This window comes from Nocardia arseniciresistens, assembly GCF_046764875.1.
Lineage (GTDB): Bacteria > Actinomycetota > Actinomycetes > Mycobacteriales > Mycobacteriaceae > Nocardia > Nocardia arseniciresistens.
In genome coordinates this window covers 24,638-51,472 of record NZ_JBKORD010000032.1, presented here as the reverse complement: position 1 = coordinate 51,472, position 26,835 = coordinate 24,638, and the positions used below count along the sequence as shown (strand labels likewise).

20 protein-coding genes are annotated in these 26,835 nt (G+C 66.5%); 13 read left to right on the top strand and 7 right to left on the bottom strand.

The genetic code is table 11. The features are described 5' to 3' along the window. The first annotated feature begins 141 nt into the window (after positions 1-141). Positions 142-630: a ribonuclease E activity regulator RraA gene (gene rraA / locus ACLMAJ_RS37355; protein WP_412018641.1), complete on the top strand. Its 489-nt coding sequence runs from the start codon at positions 142-144 to the stop codon at positions 628-630. On the opposite strand, the gene ACLMAJ_RS37350 is transcribed toward rraA, so the two are convergent. Next, entirely contained in the window at positions 631-852 is a 222-nt protein-coding gene (locus tag ACLMAJ_RS37350; protein WP_412018640.1) for an RNA-binding S4 domain-containing protein, read from the bottom strand. 221 nt (positions 853-1,073) lie between these two features. Between ACLMAJ_RS37350 and lysX the strand changes: the two genes are divergently transcribed. From lysX to ACLMAJ_RS37330, 4 genes are all read left to right on the top strand, one after another. Continuing rightward, on the top strand, positions 1,074-4,397 hold the full coding sequence (gene lysX, locus ACLMAJ_RS37345; protein WP_412018639.1) for a bifunctional lysylphosphatidylglycerol synthetase/lysine--tRNA ligase LysX: 3,324 nt from the start codon (positions 1,074-1,076) through the stop codon (positions 4,395-4,397). Positions 4,398-4,479: 82 nt separating this feature from the next. Further along, positions 4,480-4,710, top strand: a complete 231-nt coding sequence (locus ACLMAJ_RS37340) for a hypothetical protein (RefSeq protein WP_412018638.1) — start codon at positions 4,480-4,482, stop codon at positions 4,708-4,710. A gap of 116 nt (positions 4,711-4,826) precedes the next feature. Beyond that, positions 4,827-5,444 carry a histidine phosphatase family protein gene (locus ACLMAJ_RS37335; protein WP_412018637.1) on the top strand — a complete coding sequence of 206 codons (618 nt, stop codon included), beginning with the start codon at positions 4,827-4,829 and terminating at the stop codon, positions 5,442-5,444. 132 nt (positions 5,445-5,576) lie between these two features. Next, a complete protein-coding gene (locus tag ACLMAJ_RS37330; protein ID WP_412018636.1) occupies positions 5,577-5,876 on the top strand; it encodes a hypothetical protein in 300 nt (99 codons plus the stop codon). A gap of 66 nt (positions 5,877-5,942) precedes the next feature. On the opposite strand, the gene ACLMAJ_RS37325 is transcribed toward ACLMAJ_RS37330, so the two are convergent. From ACLMAJ_RS37325 to aroQ, 4 genes are all read right to left on the bottom strand, one after another. Further along, complete coding sequence (locus ACLMAJ_RS37325; RefSeq protein WP_412018635.1) at positions 5,943-6,842, bottom strand: cutinase family protein; 900 nt, start codon at positions 6,840-6,842, stop codon at positions 5,943-5,945. A 382-nt stretch (positions 6,843-7,224) separates the two neighbouring features. Further along, a complete protein-coding gene (locus ACLMAJ_RS37320) occupies positions 7,225-8,694 on the bottom strand; it encodes a glutamate synthase subunit beta (protein WP_412018634.1) in 1,470 nt (489 codons plus the stop codon). Continuing rightward, positions 8,687-13,339 carry a glutamate synthase large subunit gene (gene gltB / locus ACLMAJ_RS37315; protein ID WP_412018633.1) on the bottom strand — a complete coding sequence of 1,551 codons (4,653 nt, stop codon included), beginning with the start codon at positions 13,337-13,339 and terminating at the stop codon, positions 8,687-8,689. Before gltB ends, ACLMAJ_RS37320 begins: the two co-directional genes overlap by 8 nt. A gap of 713 nt (positions 13,340-14,052) precedes the next feature. Then, positions 14,053-14,640, bottom strand: a complete 588-nt coding sequence (gene aroQ, locus ACLMAJ_RS37310) for a gamma subclass chorismate mutase AroQ (RefSeq protein ID WP_412018632.1) — start codon at positions 14,638-14,640, stop codon at positions 14,053-14,055. Between the two features lie 248 nt (positions 14,641-14,888). Here aroQ and ACLMAJ_RS37305 point away from each other — a divergent pair, with 248 nt between their 5' ends. Both ACLMAJ_RS37305 and ACLMAJ_RS37300 read left to right on the top strand, forming a co-directional pair. Next, positions 14,889-16,667, top strand: coding sequence for a DUF4407 domain-containing protein (locus tag ACLMAJ_RS37305; RefSeq protein WP_412018631.1), 1,779 nt, complete (start codon positions 14,889-14,891; stop codon positions 16,665-16,667). A gap of 73 nt (positions 16,668-16,740) precedes the next feature. Next, complete coding sequence (locus ACLMAJ_RS37300; RefSeq protein ID WP_412018630.1) at positions 16,741-18,303, top strand: adenylate/guanylate cyclase domain-containing protein; 1,563 nt, start codon at positions 16,741-16,743, stop codon at positions 18,301-18,303. A gap of 52 nt (positions 18,304-18,355) precedes the next feature. Here the strand turns inward: ACLMAJ_RS37300 and ACLMAJ_RS37295 are convergent, their stop codons facing one another. Then, on the bottom strand, positions 18,356-19,909 hold the full coding sequence (locus ACLMAJ_RS37295) for an MFS transporter (protein WP_412018629.1): 1,554 nt from the start codon (positions 19,907-19,909) through the stop codon (positions 18,356-18,358). Between the two features lie 86 nt (positions 19,910-19,995). Between ACLMAJ_RS37295 and ACLMAJ_RS37290 the strand changes: the two genes are divergently transcribed. From ACLMAJ_RS37290 to ACLMAJ_RS37270, 5 genes are read left to right on the top strand one after another with little or no spacing between them, the layout of a single operon-like run. Continuing rightward, on the top strand, positions 19,996-20,541 hold the full coding sequence (locus tag ACLMAJ_RS37290) for a TetR/AcrR family transcriptional regulator (RefSeq protein ID WP_412018628.1): 546 nt from the start codon (positions 19,996-19,998) through the stop codon (positions 20,539-20,541). A gap of 50 nt (positions 20,542-20,591) precedes the next feature. Then, positions 20,592-21,458, top strand: coding sequence for a hypothetical protein (locus ACLMAJ_RS37285; RefSeq protein ID WP_412018627.1), 867 nt, complete (start codon positions 20,592-20,594; stop codon positions 21,456-21,458). After that, positions 21,455-22,525 (top strand): DUF4129 domain-containing protein, encoded by a 1,071-nt coding sequence (locus tag ACLMAJ_RS37280; protein ID WP_412018626.1) that lies wholly within the window; start codon positions 21,455-21,457, stop codon positions 22,523-22,525. Before ACLMAJ_RS37285 ends, ACLMAJ_RS37280 begins: the two co-directional genes overlap by 4 nt. 34 nt (positions 22,526-22,559) lie before the next feature. Beyond that, positions 22,560-23,546 (top strand): AAA family ATPase, encoded by a 987-nt coding sequence (locus ACLMAJ_RS37275; RefSeq protein WP_412018625.1) that lies wholly within the window; start codon positions 22,560-22,562, stop codon positions 23,544-23,546. Positions 23,547-23,549: 3 nt separating this feature from the next. After that, positions 23,550-24,863 carry a DUF58 domain-containing protein gene (locus ACLMAJ_RS37270; RefSeq protein WP_412018624.1) on the top strand — a complete coding sequence of 438 codons (1,314 nt, stop codon included), beginning with the start codon at positions 23,550-23,552 and terminating at the stop codon, positions 24,861-24,863. Positions 24,864-24,991: 128 nt separating this feature from the next. On the opposite strand, the gene ACLMAJ_RS37265 is transcribed toward ACLMAJ_RS37270, so the two are convergent. Then, complete coding sequence (locus ACLMAJ_RS37265; protein WP_412018623.1) at positions 24,992-25,786, bottom strand: RDD family protein; 795 nt, start codon at positions 25,784-25,786, stop codon at positions 24,992-24,994. 42 nt (positions 25,787-25,828) lie between these two features. Here ACLMAJ_RS37265 and ACLMAJ_RS37260 point away from each other — a divergent pair, with 42 nt between their 5' ends. Then, positions 25,829-26,821, top strand: coding sequence for a stage II sporulation protein M (locus ACLMAJ_RS37260; RefSeq protein WP_412018622.1), 993 nt, complete (start codon positions 25,829-25,831; stop codon positions 26,819-26,821). The last annotated feature ends 14 nt before the right edge of the window (positions 26,822-26,835 follow it).

Genomic DNA, 26,835 nt, shown 5'->3' with positions numbered 1-26,835 from the left:
CGAAGCGCATGCGCCGCAGGCGCGAGTCTCGGACGCTCGGACGCGAGACCAAGGGGGCCGCGAACACGCGACGCCGCAGGCGTCGCCAAAAAAACACAGCCCCGCGAACACGCAGCGCCGCGGGCGCTGCAAAATAAGACAGTGACCGAATCGCAGAGCGTTGTTGCCACCGCTGATCTCGCAGACGAAATCGGCCCCGAGATTCGCAGCTGCGACACGCAGTTCATTCAGTTCGGCGGCCATGCGGCATTCTCCGGCCGGATCACCACAATCCGTTGCTTCCAGGACAACCTGCTGGTCAAGCAAACCCTCGGCGAACCGGGCAACGGCGGCGTGCTGGTCGTCGACGGCGGCGCGAGCGTGCACACCGCATTGGTCGGTGACATCATCGCCGGACGCGGCGTCACCAACGGCTGGGCGGGTGTGATCGTCAATGGCGCCGTGCGCGACTCGGCGATCCTGCGCACGCTGGAAATCGGCATCAAGGCTCTCGGCACCAACCCGCGCAAGAGCACGCAGACCGGCAGCGGCGAGCGGGACGTCACCGTCGAGTTCGGCGGCGTCACCTTCACTCCTGGCGACATGCTCTACAGCGACCACGACGGTGTCGTGGTGCGCGCGGAGAACTGATCAGACGCCCGCTACCCGCGCTCTGTGACCGGCGATGGTGACAACGTCGCCGGAGTGCAGTTGACGGCCACGACGTAGCTCGACCTCGTCGTTCACCCGGACCAGACCGGAGGCGATGACCGTCTTGGCCTCCGAACCGGACTCGATCAGGTTGGCCAGCTTCAGGAACTGGCCGAGTCGAATGACGTCGTCATCGATCGGCACATCGACTGGATCGGACATGGGTACATCCTTACCCTTCGACCCCCGAATGACGAAACGCCAACCTCCTCGCGGTAGGGGCGACGGGACCGGAGGCCGTCGCGCGGCGTGCCGACGGAGGTCCCCGCGAACACCGCCGATCGGGCACTGTGTCGACTGACACGCGGCTGTGACGCGCTCATAACCGACATGCCCGGGCGATCTTGGAGCATCGAGACCGCGCCACCGTACACACTGGTTCGGTGACCTCCACGCACGCCGAACACCACATCGATATCGAACCACCCTCGGAAAGACCGACACCACCCGTGCCGCACCGCGGACACGGACGCCTCAGGGAGATCCCGCACATCGCGGGGACGATCCTCGGTGTCTTCGCTGTGGTGTTGTTCCTGTGGAGTCTTTCGCCGGGCCTGCGCTATCTGACCCAGGCCCCGCGCCGCTACATCGACGCCTATTACTTCGACGCGCCCGACACGAACCTCATGTGGGCGCTGGTCATCGGCCTGCTCGCGGGCGCGCTGGCCAGTCGCAAGCGCATTGCCTGGTGGCTGCTCGTCGGCTACCTCGCGCTGTACACGCTGTCGAACGTGGTCGATTTCGTCAATGACGGCGATATCGACGCGCTGGTAGCGATGGTGTTGCATGTGCTCGCGATCGGCCTGCTGATCGCCGCGTGGCGCGAGTTCTACACCAAGGTGCGCCGCGGCGCCGGTCTGAAGGCGCTCGGCGTGCTGCTCGGCGGACTGACGATCGGCTGTGTGCTCGGCTGGGGTCTGGTGGAACTGTTCCCCGGCTCGCTACCGCAGGGCGCGCAGCGGCCCGCGTGGGCGGTCTATCGCGTCACCGCCGCGGTCCTCGTCGACAACGAACATTTCGACGGCCACCCGCGCCCGTTCGTCAACTTCCTGCTCGGCCTTTTCGGCGCGATCGCACTGCTCGCGGCGGTGATCATCCTGCTGCGCTCGCAGCGCGCGGCCAACGCGATGACGGGCACCGACGAATCCGCGATTCGTGGACTGCTGGCACGCTCCGACGTCGAGGACTCCCTCGGCTACTTCGCGACGCGACGCGACAAGGCGGCGGTGTTCGCGGCGAGCGGTAAGGCGGCGGTCACCTATCGGGTCGAGCTCGGTGTCTGCCTTGCCAGCGGCGACCCGGTCGGTGTCAGGGAGGCATGGCCGCAGGCGATCGACGAGTGGCTGCGGTTGGCCGATCAATTCGGCTGGGCACCCGCGGTCATGGGCGCCAGCGAAATCGGTGCGACGGCGTACCGGAGGGCCGGGCTTTCCGCCTTGCGTCTCGGCGATGAGGCGATCCTCGACACCAGGACCTTCTCGCTGGCCGGGCCCGAGATGAAGCAGGTACGCCAGGCCGCGAACCGGTTGCGCAAGCACGGAATACACGTGCGTATCCGCAGGCAGCGCGAAATTCCACCGGCCGAAATGAAGCATGTGATCGCGCGCGCCGACGCTTGGCGCGACACCGAGGACGAACGCGGTTTCTCCATGGCACTCGGCAGGCTCGGCGATTCGCTCGACGGCGACTGCCTCCTGGTCGAGGCGGTCAATGGCCAGGATCGCGTACTCGGCATGCTGTCGCTGGTCCCGTGGGGCCGCACCGGTGTCTCCCTCGAGCTGATGCGCCGCGACCCCAACGGCCCCAACGGCGTGATGGAGCTGATGATCTCTCAGCTGGCGCTGAATTCCGAGCAGCACGCGATCACGAAGGTCTCGCTCAACTTCGCGGTTTTCCGGTCGGTGTTCGAAGAGGGCGCGCGCATCGGCGCGGGACCGGTCCTGCGGCTGTGGCGCGGTGTGCTGCTGTTCTTTTCGCGATGGTGGCAGCTGGAGGCACTCTATCGATCGAATGTGAAATACCAGCCGCGCTGGGTGCCGCGGTTCTTCCTGTTCGAGGAGCGCAGGCAGCTGCCACGGGTCGCGGTCGCCAGCGCGCTTGCCGAGGGCTTCCTACCGCGGTTCGGCGAGGATCCCGACACTGTGACCCACACGGGCATCTTCAGCGCGGTGCCGTCGACCATGACCGGACTGCACGCCGACGGTAGCCCGCCGGACCTGACCGATATCGCGACCACCGAACAGCGACACCGCCGCCCGGAGCAGGTGCGGGTGCGGATGGACAAGCTGGCCAGGCTCACCGACGCCGGCGTCGACGCCTATCCGGTGGCTTATCCGCCCACCCACACCGTCGCCGCGGCCCGGCATTCGCCGCGCGGTACCACCGTCCGGGTCTGCGGCAGGCTGCTGCGCATCCGCGACTACGGCGGCGTGATCTTCGCGGTGGTGCGGGACTGGACCGACGACATCCAGCTTGTCATCGACCGCGACCGGGTCGGCGCCGAGCACAGCGCCGAATTCACCGAGTTCTTCGACCTCGGCGACCTGATCGAGGTCAGCGGGCAGATCGGGCGCAGCCGCAATGGCGAGCTATCGCTGCTCGCCGCGGATTGGCGCATGATCGGCAAGTGCCTGCATCCATTGCCGGACAAGTGGAAAGGGCTCGCCGATCCCGAGGCGAAGGTGCGCCAGCGCTATGTCGACATGGCGATCAACCCGGAGGCCCGCGAGGTGCTCGCCAAGCGCAGCGCGGTGGTCCGTTCGCTGCGAGACTCGTTGAACGGCTGGGGATATCTCGAGGTAGAGACCCCGATCCTGCAACAGGTGCACGGCGGCGCGAACGCCACACCGTTCCGCACCCACATCAATGCCTACGACCTGGACCTCTATCTGAGGATCGCACCTGAGCTCTACCTCAAGCGACTGTGCGTCGGCGGTATGGAGAAGGTGTTCGAGCTCGGCCGCACCTTCCGCAACGAGGGTGTGGACTTCAGCCACAATCCCGAGTTCACCATTCTCGAGGCCTATGAGGCGCACAGCGACTACGAGCGGATGATGCACGTCTGCCGTCAGCTCATCCAGAACGCCGCCATGGCCGCCAATGGCGCGATGGTGGCGTTGCGGGCCGATCCGGACGGCTCGTTCGAACGGGTGGACATCTCCGGTGAGTGGCCGGTGAAGACCGTGCATGGTGCGGTGTCCGAGGCGCTCGGCACCGAGATCACCCCGGAGACGAATCTGGAGCAGCTGCGTGAGCTGTGCGACAACGCGCAGGTGCCCTATCAGCACGGCTGGGACTCCGGGCAGGTCGTGCTCGAGATGTATGAGCACCTGGTGGAGTCCAGCACTCAGGAGCCGACCTTCTACGTCAACTTCCCCACCTCGGTTTCGCCGCTGACCAGGGCGCACCGCAGCATCCCCGGTGTGACCGAACGCTGGGACCTGGTCGCGTGGGGCGTCGAACTCGGTACCGCCTACAGCGAACTCACCGATCCGGTCGAGCAACGTCGCAGGCTCACCGAGCAGTCGATGCTCGCGGCCAACGGCGATCCGGAGGCGATGGAGCTCGACGAGGACTTCCTACAGGCACTCGAGCACGCGATGCCGCCCACCGGCGGGCTCGGGATGGGTGTGGACCGAGTCGTGATGCTCATCACCGGTCGCAGCATCCGCGAAACCTTGCCCTTCCCGCTGGTGAAACCACGATGAGCGGCACGCGTGCCCGATTTGCCCACTACCCTTGGATATTCGGCTCCGGGAGGAGGCCGATACCTGAGAGATGGGGATACACATGTACCTTGACCTGCTGACCAACGCGAGTCTGCTGGACCATTCGGTGTGGGCAAGTCCGGACACCTGGGCTTCCGGCGACACCTGGACCCAGGCAATGGAATACGCCGCCAAGAAGAAAAAGAAGCGCAGCAGTGGCGGACTGATCTTGGGCGGCATCTGCTGCCTGCTCGTCGTCGCGCTGATCATCGGCGGCATCTACCTGCTGGTAAACCGCAAAAAGCAGAACTAGCCGCGCTGGCCGGTAGTACCGGCGCGAAGGGGCCCGGGTCGCTTGCCGCGACCCGGGCCCTTCGTGTCCGGTCGGTGATTGCGAGGTGACACCGCCGATACGGCAGAGTGGGTTGGGTGCAGTTGATCCTCGTCCGTCACGCCCAGCCGCTTCGAGTTCTGAACGCGGATGGCCCCGCCGATCCCGAACTGGCCGCCATCGGAATCGAGCAGGCCGAACGAGTGCCCGCGGCGCTGAGTCACCATCGGATCAGCCGGGTGGTGAGCAGCCCGCAGCGGCGGGCCCGCGCCACGGCCGCGCCGACGGCCGCGAAACTCGGCCTCGACGTCGCCGTCCTCGATGGTCTCGCGGAATACGATCGCGACCTGCCCGCCTACATCCCGATCGAGGACGCCAAGATCGAGTTCCGGGCTGCCTACGAACGCATCAAGGCAGGCCAACTGCCCGAGCAGATCGACGCCGACGCCTTCCGCACCCGGGTGCGCGACGCCGTCCTAGAGATCGCGGCGACCACCGATCCCACCGACACGGTCGCGGTCTTCGCACACGGCGGCGTGATCAATGTGGTCCTGCAAGAGGTGCTCGGTCTGGCGCGGCCACTCACCTTCCCGATCGACTACTGCTCGATCACCCGAATCCTGTATTCGCGCACCGGCAGCCGCACCGCCGCGACCGTCAACGAGAACGGCCATGTCTGGGATCTGTTGCCGCGCAATATTTCCGCGCGGGCCTGAGCATTTGCCTTCGGGTCACGGTCACTCACAGCCGATTGCCAGCGCGATCGCACCACCGTCTCAGCGTCGGAACCTTCTATGGAACCGGTGAGCCGCACCGCGACTCACGGTTCGAGAGAAAGGAATTCCGCGTTGAATTCGAAGACACCGACCTCGCTCAGGCGTCGCCTGGCCCGGGTGGCGGTGGCCGGGGCACTGGTCACAGTTCCACTCGCCACATTGGCGGTCACCGCATCCGCCGAAACACCGAACCCCCAGGAAGCTACCGACATCAGCCGTCCGCACGGTGATCACGACTGGCCGGATGGGCCGGGTCGCGACGGTCCGGGCCATGACGGGCCGCGGATACGGTTCCACGAGCGCGGCGATCATCCCGGCCCCGACGGTCCTCATCAGTTCTTCGGGATCCTGCCGCCGACCGGCAGCAGCTGACAATCGACATACTGAAGGCCACCTCCCAGCGCGCGGAGGTGGCCTTCAGTGTTCATATGTCGTGGATCAGGCCATGCTCGCGATCCAGTTGTGCATCCAGGAGGTCGCGGTCTGGCCGCCACCCACCTTGTAGTTGCCGTAGAGCGTGTGGGCCTGCGACTTGTAGAACCCTTCCAGGTCCTTGGCTCGCTGCTGGTTCGCGGAATCGGTGAGCTGCGATTGCAACAGCGGCACACCGCCACGCGCCATCAGGTCGTTCATGATCGCGCCCGCCTCGAGCTGGTAGCGCCAGATGTTGGCGGGATTGGCGTCGGAGGTCTGGGCGAGGAAGCCGGCGAACCGCGTCACGAAGTCGTCGGAGGCGGTGGCGCAGTAGAGATCATCGGTCGCGCAGATGGTCCTGGTGCGGTCGCTGAGCCAGCCGAAGCCGCCGACACGCGGGCCACCCGCGCCCGCGCCCGCCGCGACAGGACCGACCTGAACATCGGTGGGCGAACGACGGGGGTCGGAGATCAGGCCGACGCCCGAGATCCTGTCCGCGGGCACAACACCGAGGCCGGTGCCGATCTCGGCCGCGAGGTCACCCGCGGCGTCCGCGCCCTGGCTGTAACCGACGATGGCGATCTTCGTGCCACCGCAGCGCTGTCCCATCGCGCCGACAAGACCGCGAGCCGTGTCGGTCGCTTCCTTCTTCGAGGCGCCGTAGACATCGCCTTCCCACGGGAAGGCGGTCGCGGCGTAACTCACATAGTCGACGTCGACCGAACGGGGCAACCCGTTGGTGACACCGGCGAGCATGCCGGGCTGTGGTTTCTTATCATGACCGGTCTCCCAGGTGCCAGGAATGGCGACCACATACAGACTCGGGCACCCGGGATCGGCCGTTACAGAACCGCTACCGAAGACCAAACCTGACGCAACCACCGCGCACGCACCGAGAGCCGCGGCAACTTTCTTCACGTGCATATTGCTCCAGTTCAACCCTTGCTCTCGTGAGAGCAAATCCCCGACAAGTTGTCACTACCTATGCTGACCTCGAAGGATGTCGTTCCAGTGCACGCCGCGTCAACGAAAGCTAGCCGTCAAAATGACGCGTGCTACGCAATCCACATCCCTAGATTCGAAGCACACCGAAGATCACAATAAGGCCACGGCCTCGTCAACGCCATTCGAACCAGAAGGATTGTCCGATTCCCGCCTCAGCAATTTCCGCACCGTTCGGTTTGCCTGCGCCACATACACAGTCAGCGTCGAGACTCTAGCAAACATTCAGCGCGTAATGACGAAGGCGCCTGCGGATTCACATCCACAGGCGCCTTCCGCTCCGGTAGGAGACGGGTCTATCTACTCAGCGCTGCGCGAGCATCGTGGGGGTGATGGGCGCGGGGAGCGCGGTTTCGCCCTCCAGGAACTTGTCGACGGCGGCCGCGGCGGCGCGGCCCTCGGCGATGGCCCAGACGATCAAGGACTGGCCGCGGCCCATATCACCGGCGACGAAAACGCCGGGAATGTTGGTGGCCCAGTTCTTGTCGCGCTGAACGTTGCCGCGCTGGTCGTAGCCGACGCCGAGACCTTCGAGCAGGCCGGGCTTTTCGGGACCGGTGAAGCCCATGGCAAGCAGGACGAGGTCGGCTTCGAGGGTGAAGTCGGTGCCTTCGACCTTTTCGAAGCGGCCGTTGACCATCTTGACCTCATGGGCCTCCAGGCCGGTCACCTTGCCGTCCACGCCGACGAAACGCTCGGTGTTCACGGAGAACACGCGCTCGCCGCCCTCTTCGTGTGCCGAGGAAACCCGGTACATCAGCGGGTAGGTCGGCCACGGAGTAGAGGAGGCACGCTCCTCCGGCGGGCGCGGCATGATCTCGAACTGATGGACGCTCTCGGCACCCTGCCGGTGCGAAGTTCCGAGGCAGTCCGCGCCGGTGTCACCGCCACCGATGATGATGACCTTCTTGCCCTTGGCGTGGATGGGCGGCAGACCGTCGGCGTCGGTGACATCGTCACCGAGCTGCACCCGGTTGGACCACGGCAGGAATTCCATCGCCTGGTGGATGCCGTCCAGGTCGCGACCGGGGATCGGCAGGTCGCGCGCGAGCGTCGCGCCACCGGAGAGCACCACCGAGTCGAACCGCTCGCGCAGCTGCTCGGCGGTGATGTCGACGCCGACGTTCACGCCGGTCTTGAAGATGGTGCCCTCGGCCTCCATCTGCGCGACCCTTCGATCGATGAAGCGCTTCTCCATCTTGAATTCCGGGATGCCGTAGCGCAGCAGGCCACCGATGCGGTCGGCGCGCTCGAACACGGTCACGGTGTGGCCCGCGCGGGTCAGCTGCTGCGCGGCGGCCATACCGGCCGGACCGGAACCGACGACCGCGATCTTCTTACCGGTGAGGCGAGTCGGGTAGAGCGGGGTCACCCAGCCTTCGTCGAAGGCGTTCTCGATGAGCTCGACCTCGACCTGCTTGATCGTCACCGGGTCCTGGTTGATACCGAGGACACAGGACGACTCGCACGGTGCGGGGCACAGCCGCCCGGTGAACTCCGGGAAGTTGTTGGTCGCGTGCAGCCGGTCGATGCCCTCACGCCACTGACCCCGGTAGACCAGGTCGTTCCATTCGGGGATCAGATTGCCGAGCGGACAGCCGTTATGACAGAACGGAATACCGCAGTCCATACACCGGCTGGCCTGACGCTGCAGGGTCTCGTGCTCGAAACCCGCCTCGTAGACCTCTTTCCAGTCCATCAGACGCAGCGGAACCGGACGACGAATCGGCAGCTCCCGCTTGGTGTGCTTCATAAAACCTTGCGGATCAGCCACGTGCTGCCTCCATAATCGCGTCGTCGACATCCGTGCCGTTTTTTTCGGCCTCGGAAATCGCGAGCAGAACCTTCTTGTACTCGCGCGGCATGACCTTCACGAAGTAGTTCACCTGCTGCGACCAATCGCTCAGAATGCGCTCGGCGACAGCGGAATCCGTCTGGTCACGGTGCTGCGTGATGATGTCGCGCAGCCAGGTGAAATCGTCACCTGACAGTTCCTCGACGGCTTCGGCCTGCTCAGGGTTGAGCCTGGCCTCGAAGGTGCCGTTCGGGTTGTATACGAACGCGACACCGCCGGACATACCGGCGCCGAAGTTGCGGCCGGTCTCACCGAGGATGATGACCCGGCCACCGGTCATGTACTCACAGCCGTGGTCGCCGACACCCTCGACCACCGTGCAGGCGCCCGAGTTACGTACGGCGAACCGCTCTCCGACGACACCGCGAATGAACACCTTGCCGCTGGTCGCGCCGAACAGAATCACGTTGCCCGCGATGATGTTCTCTTCCGCGACGAAGTCGGCCGGTGCGTTGAGGGACGGGCGAACCACCAGGTGGCCGCCAGAAAGTCCCTTGCCGACATAGTCGTTCGCGTCACCCAGTACCCGCAGCGTGATGCCTGCGGGGACGAAGGCGCCGAAGCTGTTGCCCGCGGAGCCGGTGAAGGTGATGTCGATGGTTTCGTCGGGCAGGCCCGCGCCACCGTAGAGCTTGGTCACCTCGTGGCCGAGCATGGTGCCGACGGTGCGGTTCACGTTCGAGATCTTGGTTTCGAACTTCACCGCCTGGCCACGCTCGAGCGCATCGCGGCTCTGCGTGATCAACTGCTGATCGAGCGCCTTGTCCAGGCCGTGGTCCTGCGTCTTGGTGCAGCGACGGTCCTGGCGCATGAACGCCGTCTCGACGTCGTCGAGGATCGGCGACAGGTCCAGCTTGCTGGCCTTGAAGTGCTGCTTGGCCTTGGTGGTGTTGAGCATGTCGACCCGGCCGATGGCCTCGTCGAGCGTGCGGAAACCCAACTGCGCCAGCAGTTCCCTGACCTCTTCGGCGACGTACATCATGAAGTTCACGACGAATTCCGGCTTGCCGGTGAAGCGCTCGCGCAGCACCGGGTTCTGGGTCGCGACACCGACGGGGCAGGTGTCGAGGTGGCAGACCCGCATCATGATGCAGCCCGAGACCACCAAAGGCGCCGTGGCGAAACCGAATTCCTCGGCGCCGAGCAGCGCGGCGATCATCACGTCGCGCCCGGTCTTCATCTGACCGTCGACCTGCACGACGATGCGATCGCGAAGTCCGTTGAGCAGCAACGTCTGCTGGGTCTCGGCGAGGCCGAGCTCCCACGGACCACCCGCGTGCTTGAGCGAGGTCAGCGGCGAGGCACCGGTGCCACCATCGTGACCCGAGATCAGCACCACGTCCGCGTGCGCCTTCGACACACCGGCCGCGACGGTGCCGACGCCGGGCTCCGCAACAAGTTTCACGTGAATCCGCGCCTGCGGGTTCGCGTTCTTCAGGTCGTGGATCAACTGCGCGAGATCCTCGATCGAGTAGATGTCGTGGTGTGGCGGCGGTGAAATCAGGCCGACGCCCGGCGTCGAGTGCCGCACCTCGGCGACCCACGGGTACACCTTGTGCGCCGGAAGTTGGCCGCCCTCACCGGGCTTCGCACCCTGGGCCATCTTGATCTGAATGTCGGTGCAGTTGGTGAGGTAGTGCGCGGTCACACCGAAGCGGCCCGACGCCACCTGCTTGATCGCACTGCGCCGCCAGTCGCCGTTCTCGTCCGGCTCGAAGCGGGCCGGGCTTTCGCCGCCCTCACCCGAGTTCGAGCGACCACCGATGCGGTTCATCGCGATCGCCAGGGTCTCGTGCGCCTCCGAAGAGATGGAGCCGTAGCTCATCGCGCCGGTCGAGAATCGCTTGACGATCTCGCTGGCGGGCTCGACCTCGTCGATCGAGATCGCGGCCCGGCTGGTGGTGTTGAACTTGAACAGGCCGCGCAGCGAGGCAAGCCGCTCGGACTGGTCATCGACCAGCTTGGTGTACTCCTTGAAGATCGAGTACTGACCGGTGCGGGTCGCGTGCTGCAGCTTGAATACGGTGTCCGGGTTGAACAGGTGGTATTCACCTTCGCGCCGCCACTGGTATTCGCCGCCGACCTCGAGCTCGCGGTGTGCGCGCTCGTTGCGGTTCTCCAGGAACGCGACGGTGTGGCGGGTGGCGATGTCGGCGGCGATCTCCTCGAGGCCGATGCCGTCGAGATGCGAACGCAGGCCGGTGAAGTACTCGTTCACCAGTTCCTGCGAGAGGCCGATCACCTGGAACAGCTGCGCTCCGGTGTAGGAGGCCAGCGTGGAGATGCCCATCTTGGACATCACCTTCAGCACGCCCTTGCTCGCGCCCTTGTTGTAGTTCACGACCGCGGCGCGGTAGTCGGCGGCGATGTCGCCGGTGCTGCCCGGCATGTCGAGTGCGCCGCGCTCGAGCATGTCCTCGATGGTCTCGAAGGCCATGTACGGGTTGATCGCGCCGGCGCCGAAGCCGACGAGCATGGCCATGTGGTGCACCTCACGGGCATCACCGGCCTCGACGACCAGACCGACCATGGTGCGGGTGCGCTCGCGGACCAGGTGGTGGTGCACCGACGAGGTCAGCAGCAGCGATGGGATCGGCGCCAGCTTCTCGTTGGACTCGCGGTCGGAGAGCACGATGATCCGCGCGCCGCCGTCGATGGCGGCCGAAACCTGGGTGTTGATCGCCTCCAGCGCCCTGCGCAGGCCCTTGCCACCCTGCTTCACCGGGTACAGGCCGCGCACGATCACCGAACGCAGATCGGGCTGTGAGCCGTCGTCGTTGATGTGTACGAGCTTGGCCAACTCGTCGTTGTCCAGGATCGGCGACGCGACGGTGATCTGGTGACAGGACTCGGGTCCCGGGGTCAGCAGATCGGCCTCGGGGCCGATGGCCCTGCGCAGGCTGGTGACGACTTCCTCGCGGATCGCGTCCAGCGGCGGATTGGTGACCTGTGCGAACAGCTGCGAGAAGTAGTCGAACAGTAGTCGCGGCCGCGACGAAAGCACCGCGATCGGGGTATCGGTGCCCATCGAACCGAGCGCCTCGCCACCGGTCCTTGCCATCGGCGAGATCAGCAGGTTCAGCTCTTCGTTGGTGTACCCGAAGATCTGCTGACGGATCAGCACGCGATCGTGCGACATGTGCACGTGCGGGCGGTCGGGCAGATCGGCGAGCTTGGTGACGCCCGCGTCGAGCCAATCCTGGTACGGGAGCTCGGCGGCCAGCTGGGTCTTGAGCTCGTCATCGCCGACGATGCGTCCCTGCGAGGTGTCGACGAGGAACATGCGGCCCGGCTGCAACCGAACCTTCTTGATCACCTTCGCCGGATCGATATCGAGGACACCGACCTCAGAGGCCATGACGACAAGGCCGTCGTCGGTGACCCAGATGCGGCTCGGGCGCAGACCGTTGCGGTCGAGCACGGCGCCGACGACGGTGCCGTCGGAGAAGCACACCGATGCCGGGCCGTCCCACGGCTCCATCAGCATCGAGTGGTAGCGGTAGAAGGCTCGACGCTGCTGATCCATCGTCTCGTTGCGTTCCCAGGCCTCGGGAATCATCATCAGGACCGCGTGCGGCAGGCTGCGGCCGCCGAGGTGCAGCAGCTCGAGCACCTCGTCGAAGCGCGCGGTATCGCTCGCCCCCGGCGTACAGACCGGGAAGATCTTCGCGAGCCGGTTGTTGCCCGCCTCGTTGGTGCCGAAGACCTTGGAGCGCAGCAGCGCCTCGCGCGCCCGCATCCAGTTCTCGTTGCCGGTGACGGTATTGATCTCACCGTTGTGCGCGACCCGGCGGAACGGGTGCGCCAGCGGCCACGACGGGAAGGTGTTGGTGGAGAACCTGGAGTGCACGATGCCAAGGGCGGACTCCACCCGGTCGTCCTGCAGGTCCAGGTAGAACGCGCGCAGCTGCGGCGTAGTGAACATGCCCTTGTAGACGAAGGTCTGCCCGGACAGGCTCGGGAAATACACCGACTCCTTACCGACCGAACCCTCGCCGGCGCCCGCCTTGCCGAGCTCATGCTCGACCCGCTTGCGCACGACGTAAGCACGGCGTTCGAGTTCCATGCCCGACAGCTGTTCGGCCGCACCCCTCGGAGAGCCGATGAAGATCTGTCGGAAGGTCGGCATGGCGTCGCGCGCGAGGGCACCGAGGGTGGATTCGTCGGTGGGTACGTCGCGCCAGCCGAGCACGGTGAGGCCCTCGGATTCGACGATGCGTTCCAGCCCGTATGCGGCCTTGGTCGCCTCACGGCGGGCCTGGGGCAGGAAGGCGATACCGGTGGCGTAGGAGCCCTCCGGCGGCAATTCGAAATCGACCACGGCGCGGAAGAACCGATCCGGAATCTGGATCAGGATGCCTGCGCCGTCACCGCTATTGGGTTCGGCACCCGCGGCACCGCGGTGCTCCAGGTTCAACAGAGCCGTAATAGCCTTGTCGACGATGTCGCGGCTGCGGCGGCCGTACATGTCGACGACGAACGCGACACCGCAGGCGTCGTGTTCGTTCGCCGGGTCATAGAGCCCGATTGGTCCGGGGGACCTGTGGCCAGGAAGTTGCGTCATGCCTCTGCCTTCAAGAAAGTCGGCCTCGATGAGGTTGGCCTGCGTGAAAAACGGCCTTTCGTCGAATGCCTCGTCAAGATGCGCCCGTACGTTCCGGATCCAGCCGCGCTGATGGTCCGGGGTGCAGTCACCTCTCCAGTTGTCCACCCGCTGGTGTTACGTAGTGGGTGCTCGGTGGTAACGGAACGCTTACGAGTTCCTTACCTCCGTGCGGGTGCTCGCCCGCTACTCTGAGCACCGGAGTGAGGTGCCCGAGCGGGCAATCGTGACCGAACATTCTGTGTTCGGCGTAAGAGCAAACGATAAGTCAGGTCCGGGACCCAACCAACTTAGGTTGCACTAATAACCTGGTCTAGCTGGGCTTCTTCATTACGGTCCTACACGTGTGCGCGTCGTCCAGTGTAAAGCAGCGAACCTGGCTGGATCGATCCCCTGGCACCGGGTGCCAACCAACCGCAAAAGGCGAGCCCAACCTCCTCCACAGTGCGAAGCACGCTTCCAGAACCGGCGCTCACCTGCATCGAAGATGATTTCCCCTACCCAGAGCCGGGCAAACCACTTCGTCGGCGGCTAACTCGGCCATGGTCGGATGAGATCTTTCCAACAGGGTCCATGACAAGCGCAATACCCGATCCGACCGTCCGGACTCTTTTGCTCGATGTGGTTTTCAGCACATATCCAGCAAATGTTCTGAGATGCTCCTCACCAACCGACTACGGCGCGCAGAGGGCGGCGGAGGCGCGAACAAGGGCAGCCTGATGCAGCGCGTCGACGCGGCCGGAGGTCAGCGCCCCCAAAACACTCGGAGCGAGCCTTTGCATGCAGTCCGGCGCGGCCAGATCGACGCGGCGCGTGGCCAACTGCTCGACGATGCCGACGTTCAGCCGATCGATCTCCGGCCGGACCTTCGACAGATCCGGTGGGGCCGCGGGCGCGGCCGCCGGATCGAATCGCCAACCAGCGACCAGTCCACGCTGCACGATCTTGCTGGCCTCGATCTGACCGAAAAACACCTGCCTGATCCAGTTTTCGGACAGGTCACTTCCGGCGCCGAGACGCGCCATCTCGTCGTACACCTGGGCCTCACGCCCCGGATCGTCGATCGACGGCTGCGCTCGGAGCTGTTGCGCTGTCGCCCACTTCGCCGCCGCGACGGCATCAGCGGTGTCGAGCCGATCGGCCACCAGCTCGACCAGCCGATCCAGCGGATCGGCCTGCACCGTGCCGGGCGACGCGAGAGCGCCGGCGGGAACCGACACCGCCATGGCCACCGACAGCATGACCAGTACCGTACTTCGCACGTTCCGACCTCCACGCTCGGCAATGAGTCACCGCCAATGCTAGGTGGCGGCCGTGCCAGCGCTCACCGAGCGCACTACGCATTTCCGCTAGTGGGGAGCCGTCCGGCAATCGAGAATTTGTGAAGCTGGACACATCAGCCGGGGCGTACTCGGTGTGTCGGGCCGTCGCCTGTCACGCTATGACAACGAATCTGTGACAGTTTCGCCAAGCTCGGCAAATGACTGGGACGTAGAGGATGTGAGATCCCATGACAGTCACCGGCATGTTCGCCTGGCTCGGCGGAGGTCTCGAGCGGACGCCGGGCTCAGCACCCGGCACCGAACTCAGTGATCGGCACGAGCACGCGAATTACTCCGTTACCGGTGCCGCCGTGGTGTTGTTCGCGACGGTGGCAGGCGTGGTCACCGCCCCCGCCCTCGCCGCGACGGGCGGCTGGCCGCTCATCGCGGTCGTGCTCATCGCGGTCGTTGTCGCACTGCTGATCGGCGCTGTCGCCAGGGCACTCGCGACAGCACGTCCGGGCGGGGGATCCGACCGTTCCGGCTTCATCGCACGCATCGCGGTTGCGGTACTGGCAGGCGCGCTCGTCGCCGAACTGGCCTCGACGCTGCTGTTCGGGGGAACCATCGACCGGCTCCTCGACGAAAAAGCCCAGCGCGCGGTCGATTCCGCACCCGCCGTACTCGCCGCGAGCACCGAGCTCGATCGCGCGAAGGCCGACCGGGCAGCGCTGGATCAGTCGATTGCCAAGGCACAGGCCGATATCGACCATGCCCTGGTGATCGCGCGCTGCGAATTCAATCCGACGCCCGAGTGCCCGCAGACCAGGATCACCGGCGTGCCCGGCCGCGGTCCCGAAACAAAGACCGCGAACGAGATGCTCGACGACGCCCGCAAGCAGTCGGCCACCGCACAGGGCAAGGTGGATGGGCTCGATCAGCGCATCGTCGACGACCAGAAGGCCGTTGCCGCAGCCGGATCAGCGGCTTTCGCCGACGCCGATCGCGGCATCGGCGCGCGCTGGCAGGCCATGAACGACTACACCACCGGCACCGCGGGCGCGCTGCTGCTTCGCCTGCTCACCATCGCGACCTTCGTCCTGCTCGCCATGTTGCCGCTGATCCTGCGCTGGTGGCGCGGCGAAACCTCCTTCGACCGATGGCTCACCGCACGTACCGTCCAGGACCGCGCCGAGCGCGATGCCGACGCCATCATCGCGGTGAAGCGCGCCGAAGTGCGCGCCGAGGCCGAAACCTTGCGCGCCGAACAACAACTCACCTCGGCTCGACTTGCTATCGATGCCGACACCGCCATCGACAGGGAACGCCAGCGCACCCGCATCATCGCGGCCGTCGGCGGGCTGGAGTTCGGCATCACAGAGCCGCCGCGCCGCCACGAACTACCAGCCGCAACGGCTGAAGACCGAGAGGACGCCTCCGTGTCTCACGCGACACCGAACCTGCCCGCCACCGTCACGCCGGGTGCACTCACCCCGGCAAGCAACGCGGGCGCATTGATCCCCGCCGTCGCACCGCCGACACCGAAGAGCGGCGGCCTCGAACTCCCCCTGATCGGCACAGTGCCCTTCACCGACACCGCGGCCCGCTTCATCCGCCCCCTGGTGCCCTCGTTCGTCGCCAACGCCATCGACTCCGCTACCCACCCGCTGCGCACGGCCCGGCAAGCCTTCGAGGAGGTCGAGGAGATCACCTTCACCCTGCGCCGCACCCGTAAGGTCACCGTCGACTCCCAGGACTCGCACGCGATGAACACGGCCCCCGTCGGCTACCAGCTGCCTCCCGGTTCACCTCGAACCTGGCAAGGCCAGCACATCGCCTCCGCCGTCGTCGACGCGGACTATCAGCAGCAATACGCGGCCCAGAACGATCCGCGCTACACCGCGTTGCCGCATGTGGGAGCGCACGGATACGGCCTCACCTCCGCACAGCCGAACGACGAGTTGTCCGCACGACAGAGCCACGAAATCCCCGGCCGCTCGCAAGGCGAACTCCCACCCGGCAACTAGCCCCACCAGTGGCGCAACAGCCGCACTTGTCGAGGTCACAGCTGTGCATAGTCGAGCCGCATACGCTGCACAGATGCCCGACAGTGAGGTAAAGCCGGTTGAGCTTGCCGCCGCCCCGTGGGGTTCGCGGCTGCTCGGGCCCGCCGAAGAGTCGTCGGGGCGGCGGCGGGTTCGGATCCAGTTGCTGTTGACGATTCCGCTGATTGTCGCGAACATCACCGGGATTTTCGTATCGATCGCCCTGATCGGGTTCGTGCTGCCGGGGCCGACGGTGTTCACCCGGCGGTTGGTGTTGCTCGATTTCATCGCGACTCCGTTGTATGGGGCGTTGGCGCTCGTGATCGGTGTCTGGTGGGGCACCACTCGCGGGCTGGGGACATTGCGCTGGGCTACCGACCCCGACCAGGTGCCGACCGAGGCCGAGCAGATAGCGACAACGCGGGTACCCCTGCTGTTGGTGCTGGTGCAAGGAATGCTGTGGCTCGGCGGCGTCGCCGTGCTGACCACGCTCTACGGCCTGTCCGAGCCGAAGCTGATTCCCAAGCTGGTCTTCGGCATCGGATTCAGCGCGATCGTGGTGTGCGCCAACAGTTACTTGATCATCGAGTTCGCGCTGCGACCGGTGACCGCGCGGGTACTCGAAGCGGCGGCTTCACGACGGCGGCGCGGCATCGGCGTATTCGGGCGCTCGATCGTGGCGTGGGTACTCGGCTCCGCGGTGCCGGTGGCCGGGTTGATGGTGCTGGCGGTGCTCGCACTCACCATGGACGACGTGAGTAAGGCCCGGCTCGCGGTCTGTGTGTTGTCCCTCGGCGGTGCCGCTCTGGTGTTCGGGCTGCTGCTTATGACACAGACCCTTGCCGCGACCGTCGCACCCATCCGTGGCGTGCGGCGTGCGCTGCGCCAGGTCGAGAACGGCGATCTCGAGGTCGCCGTCGCGATATACGACGGCACCGAATTGGGTGAGCTGCAAAGCGGATTCAACCGCATGATGGAGGTGCTGCGCGAGCGCGAACAGATTCGGGACCTGTTCGGCAGGCACGTCGGCCACGACGTCGCTGCCGCGGCGCTGGAGGGCGATCCGACCCTCGGTGGCGTGGAATGCGATGCGGCGGCGCTGTTCATCGACATCATCGGATCGACGACGATGACGGCCACCCGGCCCGCACCCGAAATCGTCACGATACTGAACAGCTTCTTCGCCATCGTCGTCGACGAGGTCGAGCTGTGTGGCGGACTGCTCAATAAGTTCGAAGGTGATGCCGCCCTTGCCATCTTCGGCACCCCCACCCCTTTGATCGACGCACCGGGCGCCGCGCTGGCCTGTGCCCGTTCGATCCGAAACCGGCTCGCCGCAATGGAATCCGATTTCACCGCGGGGATCGGTGTCGCCGCGGGCCGGGTGGTGGCAGGCAATGTCGGTGCGCACCATCGTTATGAATTCACCGTCATCGGAGACGCTGTCAACGAGGCCGCCCGCCTGTGCGAACTGGCCAAACAGGATCCCGACCGCCTGCTCACCTCCGGCAGCACCATCGCCGCCGCCGACCCGACCGAGGCCGGGCACTGGAAACTCGGCGAATCGGTCACCCTCCGTGGTCGCGTCACACCCACCCAGCTCAGCCGACCGCGCTAGGCACGGCCGCTGGGCGCCCGCTACTCATTCCGCCGACCGGGCACCGCGCCGCCTACTGGCGCGCCGTCCGCAGCCGGAACGCGACCACCGCGGCGATGAGCATCACCGTCGAGGTGCCGATGGCCGCGAAGTGGATACCGGACACGAACGCCTCATGCACCGAGGTCAGGAACTCGGTCCCGACCGCTTCTGGTAGCCCGCGTGCGAATTCGGTAGCGCCGCCGAGGGATTCCGAGGCGACCCCGGCCTGATCGGCGGGGATCCCGGACAGGTCTAGGCCATTGCGGAACACCGCCATGACCACGCTGCCGAGTACCGCGACACCCAGTGCGATGCCGGTTTCGTAGGCCGTTTCCGATACCGCCGCCGCCGCACCCGCCCGCTCCGCGGGCGCGGAGCTCACGACCAGGTCAGACGAAATCGTCAGCGAGACACCGACACCGGCACCGGTGAACAGGAAGGCGACGATGAATGTCACGTTGCTTGTCGCATCCGAACCCAGTAACAGGAACAGCGCCGAACCGACCGCCGCGACCAGCAGCGCACCGCTGAGCACAAGGCCGGGACGCAAATACCGCACCAACCACGCCGAAGCGAGTGCCGCGACTACGTTGGCCGCGAGACCGGGCAACAGCAACAGCCCCGCTTCCAAAGGCGAATGGCCGAGCACCAACTGTAGGTACTGCGAGGCGAAGAACAACTCGCCCGCCAGCGCGAACACCGAAAGCAGGCTGGTGAGCACCGCGATGCGGAACCTCGGTAGCGCGAACAGCTTCAGGTCGATCATCGGGTGCTCCAACCGGCGCTGCCTGCGGACGAACAGCACACCCGCGAGCACGCCGATAGCACCGATCCCCGCCATCGTCGGGCTGAGGCCGTGCGCCGCGGTCTCTTTGACCGTGTACACCACCGGCACCAGCGCCAGCATCGACAACGCCGCGCTCGGTAGATCGAACCGACCGGGGTTCGGGTCACGCGACTCCGGAATGAGAACCGGGCCGAGCACCAGCAGCGCCAGCATGACCGGCAGGTTCACCAGGAACACCGAGCCCCACCAGTAATGCTCGAGCAGCCACCCGCCGAGCAGCGGACCCGCCGCCGCGCCACCACCGGCCATCGCACTCCAGACCGCGATGGCCACCGTGCGCTGGCGCGGATCGAGGAACATCGAGCGGATCAGGCCGAGCGTGGCAGGCATCAGGGTCGCACCGGCGACACCTTGCAGCACGCGGGCGGCGATGAGCATCTCGGGCGAGACCGATAACGCCGCGATCACCGACGCGACGGCAAATCCGACGCCGCCGAGCAGCAGCAGCCTGCGCCGTCCGATCCGATCGCCGAGGTTGCCCATCACCACGAGCAGACCGGCGAGCACGAACGAGTACACGTCGATGATCCACAGCAGCTGCGGTGTGGTCGGTGTCAGGTCGGCGCTGATCGCGGGCACCGCGAGATCCAGCACCGTGGCGTCGACGGCGAGCAGCAGTAGCGCGAGCGCGAGCACGGCGAGGCCCGCCCAATCGCGGGTGGTCGCCCGTGGCGGGGAGGTGGTCCCCTTCGCCATCCCGAAATCGTTCCTGGCGTCCTTCGTGGTCTGTGTGCTCATCGACTTTCTCGACTCTCGCCGTAGTTTCTTACCGTCCAGACGGTACAGTAATTCAACATTACCGTCCAGCCGGTATAGTTTCCAGCGTGACGGCAAACACCCGCGACCGACTCCTGGACGCGCTCGAAACACTGCTGCTGGAAAAGGGCATGTCCCATGTGACGCTGGAGAGCGTCGCCGCGACCGCCGGCGTCTCCAAAGGCGGCCTGCTCTATCACTTCAAAAGCAAGGACGCCCTGCTCGCGGGGCTGGTCAGACGCCTGAGCGAACGCGCGGAACAGCATTTGGGTGACGCGGTCGCGCAGGGAACTTCGGTCGCCGAGTGGTACCTACAGACCCCGAACCCCGCCGACGCCGCGGAAGCGGTCGAACTCGAGGTCTACCGGTCCATGCTCGCCACCATGCGCACGATCGACGCCGGGTCGAGCCCCGACACCGACGAAGTGCAGCAGGCACTCTCCGAAATGCTGGACACCTGGTCGACCGGCCTGGACGAGGAGATCGACGACCCGGTGCGTGCCGATATCGTCCGACTGGTCGGCGACGGCGTCTACCTGCGCGCCCTGCTCGGCCTGCCGCCCGTCGAACCGCAGCGCTACCGGGCCGTTGTCGATCGCCTACTCGAACGCTGACCGTCCCGCGCTACCGGCAAAGCAGCGGGGCACGCTCTAGACTCGGCCCCGTGCAACCAGCCTCCGAGCGGGCCGGTGCCGCCGGGGCGGGAGATCATCCAACATCAGGGTCACCTGGGCCGACGGTACCGATCCGTCCACTGAGCTTTCGCGAACTGCTCGACGAGCCGTTCGCCCTGATCCAGGCGAACATCGTCGTCCTCGCCTGCTCGACGGCTGTCGGGTTGATCGTCGCTGAACTGATCGTCGTCGCGGTCACCGCGGGCTTGTCGCAGCTGACGCACGGCTCCGACCAGGGCACCCGATGGGCTGCCATCTTGTCCACGGCAGTGTGCGCCTGGCTATTGCGGTTCGGGCTGCGTGGGCTCACCGTCGCCATCGGACTCGCCAGTGTCGCCGGATCCCCGATCGGGTGGCGCACCGCGCTGCGCAGGACGGCCGCCGTCGGCACTCCACTGCTGGTGTTCCACCTGCTGTTCACACTGGTCGGAGTGAGCGTGCTGGTGTTGGGCAGCGTGCTGATCATTACCTTCCCGTTCGCCCTGCTGTGGCTCGGCTACCTGCGCGCCAAGCGGTTCGTCGCGGTCCCGGTGATGTTCGTCGATCGGGTCCCGCACGGCCCTGCGGTGGCCCGCTCGAAACTGCTTGTCGCAGGGGCGGAATGGCCGACCGCAGGACTGTGGTTGTGCCAGCGTGGCCTGATGGTCCTGCTTGCCGTGCCGCTGCTCGGCATACCTTGGTACCTCTCGGATTTCTCCGGCACGCACCGCTGGCAGGTCATCGTGCTCACCACATCGGCGGTGCTGCTGCTCGTCGCGTTCGGCGAGGTCGTCGAGGCGGCGACCCGGGTGGTTTCGTATGTGGATCGGCGTTGCCGCCGTGAGGGACTCGACATTCGAGTACCGGAGGCGCGATGACAGACGACCCGACCGAGCGCGTCGCACCCGATGCCTGGCACGGGACGACCGAGCCCGCGGCCCCGCCACCGCCTCGTCTCGGCGCGGCCGCGAACCATCGCGACGCATCGGAGGCCGCCGCCACCCGGCGTGACTTCGACACCGCGCTGCGCGAACGCTTCCGCGCGGTGCTGCGCGGGCTCGAACAGGGCGGCATGCTGGAGGTGCGGCGATCGCGCACCGCACGCGAGACCGCGGACGACGCGACCACCGCGCTACCGCTGGAGGCCGCTACCGAACTCCATCCCGCCGCTTACAGTTTCGACGAGGTCGTCTACGGCGGCAGGCACGCGACCGAAGACGAATACCGCAACCTCGAATACGCCGACCGGTACTCCCGCACCGCGCCGCCGCCTGCCGAGGAACCTGTCGAGGTGGCGATCACCGAGCAGGCGCCACGGCAGCGCAGGCAACTGCCCCCGCTGCCCGAGCTGCTGCGCAATCCGAAGTTCTGGGCAGGTCTCGCAGGCGCGATCGCACTACTACTGCTGCTCTACGCGGCGCTGCACGCCTGTAGCGCACCGAGCGCGCCGCCACCGCCGAAACCGCAGCTGCCGCCGCCGGACTACCCGGACGGTGACATCGACACACCCCGCGCAGGGGCGGGCCAGGATTCCATTTTCAGCCGACTGCCAGGACCGGTCGCCTTCGGCGGGCTCCAGTTCCTGATCGCCGCAGCGCTATTGGTGTGGTGGCGGGCGCGTCGCCGAGGCGCGCTTGTCGGCGAGCCCAGGCCGGTCGAGGTCGCCGCGAACGAACTACTGGCCGGGCAGGCCGCGCTGTATCGCCGATCGAAGGACTACGAACATGTGGCATCGAAGCTGCGGGAGGCGACATTGCGGCGCATCCGCTCGAAGCTCGGCGTCACCGCCGAGACCCCGCAGGACCGCCTGATCGCCGTCGTCACGGCCCGCGTCGGCGGCGACCCGCACCTGGTCGGCTCGGCTCTATACGGCCCGGTACCGGACACCGACACCTTGCAGCTTGTTGCCGCACAGCTCGATTGGATCGAGGCCGGGGTGGGATGAGGGATGCGGAAACCCCTATGACACAGGAGACCGGATGACCAGCACGACCGATACCAAACAAACGCCAACCGCGGCAGAGGCCGTGGCCGCGTTCGCCTCGCTACGCGCCGAGATCGGCAAGGCGGTGATCGGGAATGACACCGCGATCATGTACCTGGTCCTCGCGCTGCTCTGCCGTGGCCACGTGCTGCTGGAAGGTGTTCCGGGCGTTGCGAAAACGCTGCTGGTGCGCGCGTTGGCGACGGCATTGGATCTGGAGCACGCGCGGGTCCAGTTCACCCCGGACCTGATGCCCGCCGACGTCACGGGCTCGCAGATCTACGACCCGCACTCGGCGGAGTTCACCTTCCGGCACGGGCCGGTATTCACCAATCTGCTGCTCGCCGATGAAATCAACCGCACGCCACCGAAAACGCAGTCCGCGCTGCTGGAATCGATGGAGGAGCGGCAGGTCTCGGTCGACGGCAAACCACGGCCGCTGCCAGATCCTTTCGTAGTGGTCGCCACCCAGAACCCGATCGAGCAGGAGGGCACCTACCCGCTGCCGGAGGCGCAGCTGGACAGGTTCCTGTTCAAGGTCGATATCCAATTGCCGGGTCGCGACGACGAGTTCCGAATCTTGCAGCGGCACGCCGCCGGATTCGACCCACGCGATCTCGCGGGTGCGGGCCTGCGTCCCGTCGCAGGTCCAGCCCACATCGCCGCGGGGAGAACCGCCGTATCGCACGTCACCATCAGCCCGGAAGTCCTCGCGTACACCGTGGATATCTGCCGGGCCACCCGTTCCTCGCCCGCCGTACAGCACGGCGCGTCCACTCGCGGTGCCACCGCGTTGATGGCGGCTTCGCGCGCGTTCGCCTGGCTGCACGGTCGCGGGTTCGTGACTCCTGATGACGTGAAATCGGTTGCGGTCGCGGCCCTGCGGCACCGCCTGCACCTGCGGCCAGAGGCGGAACTGGACGGGGTGACGACCGAAGGCGTGATGTCGTCGCTGCTGCTGTCGGTCCCGGTCCCGGTGTAGCTCGTGGTCGTCACCGGTCGGCTGACCGCCGCGAGCGCGGTAGTCGCACTGCTCGTCGTGTTCGTCATGCCGTCATGGCTCGGTGTGGTCTTGATGACGAGCGCACTTGCCGCGGTCGTGCTCTTCGATATGGGTTCGGTCGCCCGCCCGCGCGATCTCACGCTGACCAGGCAACCACTTACCGTCGTTCGGCTCGGTCGCAGCACCGAGGTGGAGCTCACCGTGCTCAACAGCGGAACCCGCACCGCCCGCGGGACCCTGTGGGATGACTGGCCCAACAGCGCGCGCACCGAAAACCGTGCACACCGACTGGATCTGGCGCACAACACTCGGACGCGTTTGCACACCACGCTCACACCTACCTACCGAGGCGATCGCGTCGCGGGCCCGGTCACCTTGCGCCTGATCGGCCCGCTCGGCGTGGCGGGCAGACAGACCCGCCGCACCGTCCCCGCGCGGGTGCGCGCACTTCCGCCGTTCCGCAGCGAGCGCCTGATGCGGTCGAAAGTGAAACGGCTACAACACCTCGAGGGCCGTAATGTCGCGAACCTGCGCGGCCAGGGCACCGAATTCGACTCCTTCCGCGAGTACGTCGCTGGTGACGACGTGCGGTCCATCGATTGGCGTGCCACCGCACGAGCCAACGACGTGCTGGTGCGCACCTGGCGCCCGGAACGTAACCGGCACATGCTGATGCTGCTCGACACCGGTCGAATCAGTGCTGGCCGCGTCGGCAGCCCCGATCACATCGACGACGGCACCCGCCTCGACGCGAGTATCGAAGCCGCGCTGCTGCTCGGCGGGCTCGCCGCCGCCGCAGGTGATTCGGTGGATCTGCTCGCCTTCGACAGGAAGGTCCGCGCCGAGGTCCGCGGTGTCGGCGGAAAAGGGTTGCAGCTGAAGCTGATGCATGCCATGGCAGGCATCACCCCCGCTCTCGTCGACACCGACAGCGCGAGCCTGGTCCGCGCGGCCATCCAGCGCACCCGCCGCCGCAGCCTGGTGGTCTGGTTCACCAGTCTCGACGGCGCCGCGGTGCAGGAGAACCTGCTTCCGGTGCTTCCTGTGCTCGCCCAGCGCCACCGAGTGCTGATCGTCTCGGTGACCGACCCCGAGGTCGCCGCGGCCGCCGCACGCCGCGAAACCCTGACCGACCTGTACCCCGCGGCCACCGCGGAGACCATCCTCGCCGAGCGAGCCTTGGTGCAAGAGTCGTTGCGCCGCAGCGGAATCGCGGTCGTCTCCGCTCCCCCGGACCGCCTGCCGGAGGCACTTGCCGACGAGTATCTCGAGCTCAAACAGTCCGGCACCATGTGAGTTCGTCGTTGTCGGAGCTACTGGCCCATGGGCCCCTCAGGCGCAAGGTCACCCGAGTCTCACCGCCAGGCCCGAGCCGCATCGCCGGGCCGACCGACCCGCTGGACGATCGCGACAGTCGGTGACCTCTAGCTCCGAACTGCCACCATCCCGAATGGCGCGATGGTCGCGGGGGCGGCTGTCAGCGTGCGGCGTTGGCGTTCGGCGATCACGGCACCGAGTACCTGAACCGGCGGATATCCCACCGGCGGCCGCACCTGTAGCCGCTGACACAGCGCAAAGACAAGTGCCTCACCGAGATTCGCCTGCACGGCAGGAGTAAGAGTGCGCACCCGTGTCAGGTACTGCCGCACCGAGAGTGCGAGGTCCTCGGGGATGCTGGAGAGCTCCAGTTGCCCGGCCCAGCCCGCGAGCCAGGGCGGGGCGGTGGCGAGCGCGGGCCGCGGCATGCTCGCCTGGGCATGCACGACGACGGTGCCCGCGAGCACGTCACCGATCCGGCGCGCGTTCGGCGAACACATCGAGGTGAGTACCGCGATGGCGCCGAAGCCGCCGAGCATCCAGAAATCGACGATGCCGCCCGCTAGCCCCCTGGTGAGCGCATGCCGGAAATCGATCGGTCCGCCGTCGGCGCGCACCACTCGCAGGCCGAGCATCAACTTGCCGATCGTGCGGCCACGCATCAGGGTTTCGCAAACCACCGGATAGCCGATGAACACCCCGACGATCGCCACGAGCACCGCGGCGTCCATCCAGGCCGAATCCGCCCCCGTCGCCGCCAGCGCCGCGGCGATCGCGAAGAACAGCACACAGGCCAGCACGAACTGCACCACGACATCGATGATGAACGCGGTGGCCCTGGTGGGTATCCGCGCGATCGGCAACTCGAGCGCGACCGCTTCGCCGGTAGTGAATTCAGCCATGTCGAATAGCATTCTTCCGACCGGCGGTGAGGGAGGCAACCAATGGACGTCGACGCGTACAGCTACACCCACCGGCGGTCATGGGACCGGCTGGATTATCTGGCTCGACGCGGCTCGCTGAGCGGGGCCGAAGCGGATGAGCTTGTCGCGCTGTATCGGCGCACCTCGCAGCAGCTGGCGCGATTGCAGTCACACAGTCCCGATCCCGAGCTCATCGCCGGGCTGAGCGCACTGCTCGCGCGTGCGCGCGGCAAGGTACTCGGGACAAGGGCCGATACCTGGGCGGAGATCGGCGGATTCGTTACCAACCGCTTCCCGGCCGCGCTCTACCGGTCATGGCCGTGGTGGGTGAGTGTCGCGGCGGTGTTCCTCCTGGTGTCGGCCGGGCTCGCGGTGTGGATCGATGGATCCGATTCGGCGCGCGAATTGCTCGGCCTGCCCGACAACACCGACACGCTCACCCAACCGGGCGGCAAATTCGAGACCTACTACTCGGAGCATCCGCAGGGGGCGTTCGCCGCCCAGGTGTGGACGAACAACGCATGGGTGTCGGCGATCGCGCTGTTCACCGGCGTGTTGATCCTGCCCGCGGTGTATCTGCTTTTCATGAACGCGCTCAATGTCGGTGTCAGTGCGGGGCTGATGGCCGAGGCGGGCAGGCTCGACTCGTTCTTCGGGTTCATCCTGCCGCACGGGATGCTCGAACTCACAGCGGTTTTCGTCGCGGGCGGTGCCGGATTGAAGCTGGGTTGGACGCTGATCGATCCCGGTCGATCCAGCCGCCTCGAAGCGGTGGCCAGGCAGGGCAGAGCCACGGCGGTGATCGCGCTCGGCTTGGTCGGGGTGCTGTTGGTGTCCGGATTCCTGGAGGGTTTCGTGACGCCGAGCCCGCTGCCCGCTTCGGCGCGCATCGCGATCGGGTTCGTCGCCGAAGTCTTGTTCCTGGTCTACGTGTTCGGCGTGGGGCGACGCGCGGTGCTCGAGCGGCGGGACGACGCGGTGGTGGTGGGAAACCCGGGCGAGGATCGTTGGTAGCCAACGCCGAGCAC